The 10,098-nt window shown below is 38.3% G+C and carries 6 protein-coding genes; 5 read left to right on the top strand and 1 reads right to left on the bottom strand.

Annotated features, from left to right (window positions below):
* The 5 genes from G5B06_RS17865 to G5B06_RS17885 form a co-directional block, all read left to right on the top strand.
* The coding region (locus tag G5B06_RS17865; protein ID WP_173772666.1) for an LPD16 domain-containing protein at nucleotides 1–5,242 on the top strand (5,242 nt) is incomplete at its 5' end.
* Complete coding sequence (locus G5B06_RS17870; RefSeq protein ID WP_117944170.1) at nucleotides 5,239–5,490, top strand: transposon-transfer assisting family protein; 252 nt, start codon at nucleotides 5,239–5,241, stop codon at nucleotides 5,488–5,490. The genes G5B06_RS17865 and G5B06_RS17870, both read left to right, overlap by 4 nt.
* Nucleotides 5,487–6,407: a YodL domain-containing protein gene (locus G5B06_RS17875; RefSeq protein ID WP_117944169.1), complete on the top strand. Its 921-nt coding sequence runs from the start codon at nucleotides 5,487–5,489 to the stop codon at nucleotides 6,405–6,407. The genes G5B06_RS17870 and G5B06_RS17875 overlap by 4 nt, the downstream gene beginning before the upstream one ends.
* A gap of 131 nt (nucleotides 6,408–6,538) precedes the next feature.
* The gene (locus G5B06_RS17880) at nucleotides 6,539–8,086 is read left to right on the top strand and encodes a hypothetical protein (protein WP_117944168.1); all 1,548 of its coding nucleotides are present in this window, start codon (nucleotides 6,539–6,541) and stop codon (nucleotides 8,084–8,086) included.
* A gap of 56 nt (nucleotides 8,087–8,142) precedes the next feature.
* Nucleotides 8,143–9,306, top strand: coding sequence for an RES family NAD+ phosphorylase (locus G5B06_RS17885; RefSeq protein ID WP_117944167.1), 1,164 nt, complete (start codon nucleotides 8,143–8,145; stop codon nucleotides 9,304–9,306).
* A 395-nt stretch (nucleotides 9,307–9,701) separates the two neighbouring features.
* Here the strand turns inward: G5B06_RS17885 and G5B06_RS17890 are convergent, their stop codons facing one another.
* Entirely contained in the window at nucleotides 9,702–9,908 is a 207-nt protein-coding gene (locus G5B06_RS17890) for a DUF6219 family protein (RefSeq protein ID WP_117640203.1), read from the bottom strand.
* Between the last annotated feature and the right edge of the window lie 190 nt (nucleotides 9,909–10,098).

Here is a 10,098-nt window from a genome sequence, read left to right on the forward strand (position 1 = left end):
CAATTACAGCTTTAATAACACACTGCTGATCACCATGCAGAAACCGGAAGCAACACTGGTGGCAGGGTATCAGGCATGGCAGAAGAAATTTAACCGCCATGTAAAACGTGGGGAAAAAGGAATCCAGATCATCGCACCGGCACCCATCCGTGAGAAACAGGAGATTGAAAAGATCGACCCGGTGACCAAAGAGCCGGTGATCGGGGATGACGGTCAGCCGGAAACAGAGATCGTGGAGATGGTCATTCCAAGGTTCCGTGTGACAACGGTATTTGATGTCAGCCAGACAGAGGGAGAGCCGATTGCAGAACTGGAAGTACCGGAACTTACCGGGAGCGTACAGTTTTATGACACGTTCATGGAAGCATTGCAGAACATTTCCCCTGTTCCAATCCGCATGATGGAGATAGAAGGGGAAGCAAAAGGCTATTATCATCAGACGGAAAAGTATATCGCAATTCAGGAAAATATGAGCAATCTCCAGACCATGAAAACCGGAGTCCATGAAGTAAGCCACGCATTGCTGCATGACCGGGAAGTAATGGATGTGGAAGGAATTTTAAAAGACCGGACAACAAAAGAAGTAGAAGCAGAAAGTATTGCTTATATTGTCTGCAATCACTTTGGTCTGGATACTTCAGAATACTCTTTTACCTATATTGCCAGCTGGTGTGAAAGCAAGGATATGAAAGCACTCCGGGCATCTATGGATACCATCCGGAAAACGTCTGCGGAAGTCATTGAGAATATCGAGACACAGATGCACGAGCTGGAAATGGAAAGACCAGTTCGGGATACTTTTCATAAGGAAGATTTAATTCTGCATCTTTCAGGCAGTATGGGTTCCGAGTTTACTTATGATCTGATCGAAAACATGAGCAGGGAACAGTTAGAGCAGAATGTGGGTGAATATGTCCGCCTTCTGGAAAGTGGTGAGATAGAGGAAAATGAGAAACCACTGGAAAGTTTTCTGGAAGAAAAAGGTGCTGCCGTCACACCACTCTATGACAGCAGTGGGCACGGAGAGAACTATCCGATTGATTTTTATGATGTGGAATATGATGCTGACACAGGCGTTACTTATTTTTCTGACCTTTCTCCGAAAGAGCAGGTAGAGATGTTGGTGCAAAAAGCAGAGTTTCCAAGAAATGTTTTTTCAGAAGAAGAAAAGGCATTTGTAAATGAATACGCAGAAACCTTCCCCGGACAGGTGGAAAGACTGAATGACCTGGTATGGGACATGAGGGAATCTTACGATGAAGCCGGTTCAAAGCTGGTGTATGAAGTGATCCAGGCAGCAAGGGCGAACTTCCCAGCGAAAGAGCCGGAAATTGCAGAAGAAACAGCCATGCAGTATGCCCACCGTCTGATTGAAACAGCAGAAGCTGCCAATACGGGAGATTTCACAGATTCCCAGAGAAATCTTATTGTGAATTTTGCATATAAGATGGATGATAAAGACGAAGTGCTTGGACTGGTGAACCGTATGATGACTGCAATCCGCAGACCGGGAAGTGAATATACGAGAAGCCTTATGAATGAAATACAGGCACAGATTGACAATTTCCCGGATGGCATGGTTGGTTTTACAGAAATGCACGAGGCAGGAATCCAGTTAGACCATATGCTTCCGCTTACGAAAGACCGTGCATATGAATTGTACCGTGGAGGGGCAGAAATTTATGTGTTACATGGAAATCAAGAGAATCCACAGCTGGCAGAATCAACACTTGTAGACACAGAAGATGCAATTCTTGGATATGACGGTATCTTTGGAATCACAGAAACAGAATGGGAAGTGCAGAAAGAAAGAGAAATATCTGCTACAAAACAGGAAGCACTGGAACAGCAGAGTGCAGAAAAGATTGATGAGACACTTCTTCTGCATGGAGAAAGCGGAAGGTTTGCCATTTATCAGATGGATAGTGGGGATGAGCATACTTATCAGTTTATGGGAATGGAATCCGCAAAGAGTCTGGGATATACCATTGACGGAAAGGATTACCGGATGGTTTATGCAGCACCATGGATGCCAACAATCACGTTAGAAAATATATTTGAACGCTTTAACATTGACCGACCGGAAGATTTCCGTGGTCATTCTTTATCGGTAAGTGATGTGATCGTGATAAACAGGGGTGCAGAGATTACAGCCTATTATGTAGATTCTTTTGGATTTCAGGAACTTCCGGAGTTTGTCCAGCAGAGAATGAACATACTGGAACATAATTCCGTCAGGGCATATCCGCCAGTTTATAAAGGAACATTGGAACAGGCAATGGGAGAACGGGATGTGGATGCTTATCTGGATTCGAGAAAGTTAAACCTGGACCGCAAGAAAGCAATCGAAGAAGCTATCCGGGAGAATTTTGACGGGCTGCACTTAAAGCAGAATGCAGCAAAAGAAGTCGTGGAACGCTTTGGGGAAGAACGTATGAATTTTGTTATGGCAAATACCATCCAGGAACTTTCCCATGATGGAAGATTCTCCAGACAGAACAAAGACTGGGCGGAGCATATCGAAGTCCCGGAAAATATCAGCCGGGGCAGAAATCTGAATCTGGATTATGTGATCGAAAGCCACCCGGCAGTTTTAGATGGGTTTATCGACATGGCAAGAGCTGAGATCCGGATGCAGAGGATAGAACAGGCGATAGGAGAAAACGAAGTGACGATTACGGCAGAGACAAGAGGGTATGAAGCAGAAGGACATAACGGAACATGGCATACGGTTGATGAAAAGGAATATGCCGGGGAGAAGTTTTTCTTAATGGAACAGGATGAATTTGGCTCCGATGTGGCAGGCATTATCGTAGCAGAAAATGGACAGCTTGTAGCGGAGGACTTATGGAACGGGTTTGACGCAGGAGCATTGGAAGCAGTTTCAGAATATTTGCAGGAAAATGGAACAACACTTTATGACTTGACGGAATTCCCGAAAGATTCTGTTGTAACCCTGCGGAGTGGACAGACACTTACAATCGAAGAAATACAGGCAGTACAGAAAGATACCTGGGAAGAAACGATGGCAGGAAAAAATGAATCTGGAACGGATGTCCGGTTTAATTTTCATGCAGTCAGTGAGGTGCAGCTGCCGGAAGGCATAAAGTTAAAAATGCCAGAGATTCATTACGTTGATAATTTTTATGTGATGGAAGATGTAAATGCAGAGGGTGTAGTAAAAGTAAACCGGTATGAATCACTGGATGAAGCGATGCAGGAATATTTACGTCTGCCAAATCATCAGAAAAAAGTGCTTGGTATCCAGAATACGGAAACGATGCAGGAAAGCATGGATTTTATCCGATGTGAAAACGGGATAGATCGGCTGACCCATGCGTATAAACAGATCGGAGGGTGGTTGAATCCAGAAATATATGAAGTGGTAAATAAAATGGAAAACATGCTGGACTGGAATGAGGTACAGATTGCATATCAGATTGGAAAACAATACTTTACAATCCAGACCGCAGAAGATGGTTATGACTATACATTTTATAATGAAGATTATCAGGAGGATGATGGAGGAATCTATGACAATCCGACAATCTATGTAGATGAAGCTGCCAGTGATATTTTAGAAGATAAAGGGTACTCACTGGAAGATGCAAAAGTAGTGGATTACGAAGATCTGATGGCAGATGTGGAAGAAGTTCAGGAAGAACAGATGCAGCGGATACAATTAGAAAAGAACTGCCCGGCAAGTATTTTTGAAGGATTTCGCAGGGAAGAAGCAATGCAAACCTATGAAGGAATCGCAATGCAGTTTACCAGAAGTAAAGGGTATCTGACCATACAGGCAACAGAAGAAGGATATTCGTTTATTTTTTATGACTCTGATCTGCATGAAATCCAGAGTGGTGATTATGATAATCCAGACGCATCCATTCAGGAAGCTGCTTATGAAATTCTTAAAAGTGAAAGAATGGATGACATGGAATGTGTCAAAGTGGATTATAAAGAATTTGAAGAAATGACGATCCAGCACGCTAAGGATTTATTGCAGGAGGGGGAACTTCGTGCGACTTCTGAGATTGGAAGAAATGAACTGGCATTAAATAGCCTGAGCAGGGCAGAAGTTGAAAGAGGGGTTCTGTATCATGCACAGGCAGTATTAGAAGATATGGGAATGGAACAGGAGGTAGAGCTGCTTGCTGCAAGAGTGTATGGTTCCAGAAGCAGACAAGACCTTTACGGGGAAGATTCTGACCTTGATGTAGTGCTTTCTTATCGTGGCAATATCCGTGAAGACAGTTTCTTCAATGAATTAAATGCTCATGGTATAGCAATGGCAGGTATTAAGGTGGACATCAATCCTATCGCAGAAGAAAGAATCACTCTGGCAGAATATATGAAGGAAGCAGATGCTTACCTTGATCAGCAGGAGATTAAAAAGCTGGCGGTGGATTTAGATAATTTCAGCTATGAATATGACGCTTATGAATATAAAGATACCGTTGAGAACAGGGAAGAACAGGTGGAGAAAATCACAGAGGACATTCTGAATAAGAAAACAGGGTGTTTAAAGGACTGGCTCGTTGAAGTATCGGAAGAGTCTGATATAGACAGTGATGTGATAACTGCCCGTTCTTTACTTTCCCGTCTGGAGGACGCAGAGAGATTTTCTATCTTTGACAAACAGCCAGAGCAGGAACAGCCAGAAGCCACGATCAGTTTTTATGTCGCAGAGTGCATGGAGTTTCCGGTCATGGGAGAGTACCATAACAACCTTACTTTAGAAGAAGCCATTAAAATATATGAGAGTATCCCAGCAGAGAGACTGCATGGGATTAAAGGAATCGGATTTGATCTGCAAGATGGTGATGAAGATTATTCCGGAGAATATGAGTTGATGAGTGCAGACCGGATACGGCGTGATCTGATAGATATGATTCCACACTATAAAGAAAGCCCTCTGGTGCAGAAAGCAATCACAGACATGGAAAAGTATCTGGATGAAAAGTATGGAAGGGTGCAGGAAGCGGAACATGCGGCAGAAACAGCAATAGGAAGTGAACAGAAACCTTCTGCGGTTGCGGCAGACAGAAGGTCAGAGCAGGAACCGGTATCTGTAAGTCAGAGTCAGCCACAAAAGGTAGAACTTGTAAGCAGAGCAAAAGGTGAAGTGAAGAAATCTGTGCTGCAGTCTTTAAAAGATTTTCAGGCAAGGGCAAAAGCACAGGAGCAAAACAAGGCAACGGAGAAATCCAAGGCACATAAGAAGGGAGAGGTGGAATTATGATGGATCTGGCAATGAACTTTGACGCAGATGAATGTTTAGTAACTGCAATGTTTGATAAAGGAAACCGAAATGACACGATGGAGGCAATCGACCATATCATTCCTTTTCTGAAAGGCGATGCAGATATGATTGGGCTTGTCTGCAATACCATAAGAAAACTGTTCTGTATGAGTGATGAAGGTTATGAAGTTTTTCTTATGGATCTGGAAGAATATAAAATGGAACTGAAAGAGGAGGAAGAAGAATGAGTACAAGTCAGTGTGCAGTATATCAGGTAAAAGATACCCCTGAGTACCGGGATGTCCGTTTCCGTTCTTACGAGAAACTGAAAAGCGAAGGAAAAACAGTCCAGATAGAAAACTATCATCAGGTGTATATTGGAAGAATCCAGCCGGGGGAAACTCCGGCTGACATTAAAACACGCTTGCAGAAGCAGCGACCGAAAAACTTCAAAGGTCATTCCATCGGTTGCAGCGATGTGATTGTCATTACCGATGATGGAAAAACCACAGCTTACTATGTCAACAAAGATGGTTTTATCATCATTCCAGAATTTCTCACAATCAAAAGTTCCTCCGATACCAGACTTTCCATTGATACGACCGGATATGAAATCGAAGGAAAGAAAGGAACATGGCTTGCCCAGGATTATATTTTGATGAATGAGAAGAAATGGTTTCTGATGGAACATGAGGAGTATGGGACAAGAGCAGCCTATGTGATTCTCAGTGAGGAAGGTGCCGTAGTCATGAATGACTGTTACAATGGTTTTGATGAAGAAGCCAGACGGAACATTCAGAACTTTATGCAGCAACAGGCAGCAAAAGAACAGGAACAGCAAAGACAACAGCAGATACAGGCACAAGCTCAGACTGGGCAGACACAGCCAGAAGGAATACAAAAGAAGAAACCAGAGCTGGCGAACTGGCAGAAAGTCATGGATAATGGAGAATACCTTCGCAGTGCAGAGATGACAGAAGAAGCCAATTACAACATGATTGACGGACTGATGAACAACACTCTAAAGAAAAAGGATAAGAATGCTCCACGGAGATCAGTACTGAAGCGGCTCCGCAATCATCAGAAGAAGATAGCCAGTCAAGGCAAAGGGCAGCCACAGCAACAGAAGGCGATGGAAGAAGAGATGGAAAGGAAGAAGAAGTGATTTTCAACAGAGATGGTCTTGCTACTGAGGTAGCAGGGCCATTTTTATTGCAAAAAGTAGTAGATGAATTATAATATAGCTAGAAATATGTAACAGAAGATATGATTGCCATACTTAATAGGGGATGTAAGATGGATTTGAATAATTTATATAATTTTAAAAATGCGGTAAGGCATTTTGTAAATATTGATTTATTAAAGTATCCTGCGGATATTGAGAATTTTAGCACAAGAGAATTGTGTTGGACTATGCCTGTTTCTTTTAATGTACAAAAAGGAAATGGTAAATATAGAACATTGAAAATTCCAAATGTTCTGAACTTTGTACGGGCATATCATTATTATTCGGGGTTACCTGACTTTGATAACATTCAAGGAATTAATCCTGAACATAGTAGAATGACGGTTAACTTTGATACGGGAGATTTTATAGCTGGCGAGTATGATGCACAACTAAATGATGATTTTATGAATTTGTGTCTGTACGACAATCTGATTAAACTTGATATTAAAGATTTTTATGGGAAATTATATTCACACTATTTACCGAAGGGACAACTAAAGGACAATGTTTTTACAAGTATGAACAATGGAAGAACAGGTGGGATAATAATGGGTAACTACTTGTCTCTTTACTTTGCAGAAAATGCATTGAAAAAAATATCAGATGATTTTGAAACAGCCTTAGAAGATGCGTCTATTAATTGCCATTTTGAATACTTCTCAGATGATTTTTATATTTTTTGCAATAAATATGATAATGAAACAATCAGAGGTCTGTTTAATCAGGTGCTAGCAGAAAATGATCACGAAGGAAATGACCGGAAGATAGAAATAGAAGATTATGAATCATATAATATAGAAAATTTATTGACTAGATATTGGAAAGCAATTATGCGACACTGGAATGAAGAAGTCCTTAAAGATTTTCAAAGGCAAAATCAGATTGGAACAGAAATACAACATAAATTGTCTTTTTTGAATCAGTTGATATATAGATTATCAAATGTAAAAAAGGAAAGAAACAAACAGTCTTTGATAAGAAACTTTTTTAAAACAAAACATTTCCAAGAAACAGATTTTGAAGAATACGATGTTGAAGAATATAATTATCATCAGCTATGCTTTCTATTAAAAATGTCACCGGAGTCATTGTTATATACATCAGATATTTTTAATAGTATGAGTGGGTTTGATAATCAAAAAATTAAAATATTTTTGAAAGCCAGATATAGAGAGGCGTTGATCTCTTCTTTACATGATGTGCAATTATACTATTACTATGCCATTAGATGCTATCAGCTTGATTGGTGTCTGGAAGATACATCCAATCTTGTTCTTAAATCTCAGAACCAGATTTTAATTGCTTATTATTTGAAGGATGGATTGTTTTCAGAGGAACAGATTAATAGTTTAAAACTCTTAGATAATGAGAAATTTTGGTTTCAAAATTATCACTTGATTTTATATAGACCAGAATTAATAGCAGATTTAGATGGAAGTGTAACAAAATATCTGTTGCCTGAGAAAGCAAATACAAATCCGAAAAAAGAACGATATAAAAAGTTCTATAAAGAAAATTTGGCGTTAGGGAAGGCAATTATCAATGAAGTTTCTGTTGTAACTGAAAATATTCAAGAATATTTAGAAAAACGAAATTTAGAACTTATAGAAGAATGAATTTAGTATTATGATGGATACTTATATGAAAATAATTTATATGAGGGAGAGCAGCTATGGAAATATTGACGAAAGAATATTTTGAAGAATTGGAGAAAAAAATATTAAAGGAAAATTATAGTGATTTTTTTGGTGATATTCTTGAGGATTTTAAAAAAGAAAAAGATAAATTCAAAACGGAAATTATTGATACAGGGCAGATATTTTATAGAGCGAGAGTTGGAAATGGTGTAATAGAAGCGGCAATAGACGATTTAGATATTAAATGTAAGATACCGTATTTCGGGAGTGACATGGAAAAACCACCAGCAAAATTTGTGCAAGGCGGAAGATTTAATAGACAAGGAGTATCTTATCTTTACTTGGCAGATAATATTGAAACATGTATTGCTGAAATTCATTTACAAGTAGGACAAATCTGCTCTATTGTGGAGTTTGAGTGTGTGAAAAAAGGTAACTATGTTTTGATTGAAAGTAATTCAGAAGAAATATTATATGATATTTTGACCAGACCGGTACATAGTGATATAAAAGATTATTATTTGGTTACACAGTTTTTTTCCGATATATTTAAAATGTTGGGATATGATGGGATTGTTTTTTTTAGTACACAAGGATCAGGGAAAAATGTTGTGAGCTTTAAAAAGGATTGTTTTAAATTAGTGAAATATTCTGAAAGGATGTGTAAAGCAAAAAGAATCTCATATGAATATGAGTTACTGGAGGCAGAATATAAAAAATATAAAGATTGCAAAAAACTTTTGATGCCAGGTAACATTTCAGAGGAACAAAAGAGAGAAAGCATATGTGAATATATACAAGAAAAAATAAATTATGAAGATGAACTACTGCAGAAAGTTGCAGAAAAAGAATTTCAGTCAGATAAGGATGAGAAGAAGTTCCTTGATAGAATATCTGCAATTGATAATAAACAGAATGCATATGAATTTTTGGGAGCTTTTTATTTTAATCAGCAAGATTTAAAAAAAGGAATGGCGTATTTTTTAAAAGCTCCGTTTGAGCATTGTTCTCCTAGATTTGAAGGAATATTAAAAAGAATACAGTCGTGTACTCAAATAGAAAAAAAAGAACTATATCAAGAAGAATCTATGAAAAAGGAATTACGGATAATATTTGATGAATTAAGTCAGGAGCATGAAAAAATTCGAAAAAAAATGGAAGTGGATATATTAAAAAATTTAGAGGAACTTTGCAATTAAATAGAGGCGAGAAAGTAAACCGATGTCCTGTATTTATTCGTAATCCAGTTGAATGAAGAGTTAAAGTCATTTGGATTATATGACTTTTTCATGTTTGCCAGAAAATATTTTAGAAGAATCAATTTCATTTTTGAGATTTAATACACGAGCAGATAATGTGTTAAAGAGAAACGGTGTAGATACGATAGGTGCGTTACTGGAGGTGTTAATATTACCAGAATGGATTCAGCATTTATCCTGCATAGAGAAAAGTCACAGAAAGAAATCGTGCAGAAAATGGAGAAGATAGGTTTAGCAGATGATAGCTATGCGGCAGTAAGAAATATAAAATTAAATTAGAGTTCATCTTTCACTAAAAGGGAGACTATTACAGTCTCCTTTTATCTATGTATTTGTTATTCAGATTCTTCAGAAACAGAGTCCTTCTTCTTTCTGGATTTTCCAGAAATCATTTTATGACCAGAATAGATAGCCATAATCATGCAGATAAGAGAGCTGCAAGCAAAATATTTATGTGCGGATTTCATATCTTTATAACCAGTGTAAAAAGTTCCAATCATGGTTGCCAATGCACCAAGTGACCAATATTTATGTGATTTCATCTTAATACCTCCTATTTTTTTCTATATCATACATCTTTTTGAGAAAGATGAAAACAGGAATTTGTTCATTGGCTTATATTTAAAATGATATTTTTGTGGTTTAGAAAAAACGATAGAGATTATAGGAATTATAAAGAGAGTATGAAACTTTTTCTGTAAAATAATGTTTATAAGGTTCTTCTATGATACA

The sequence above is a fragment of the Blautia luti genome (assembly GCF_013304735.1).
GTDB lineage: Bacteria > Bacillota > Clostridia > Lachnospirales > Lachnospiraceae > Blautia_A.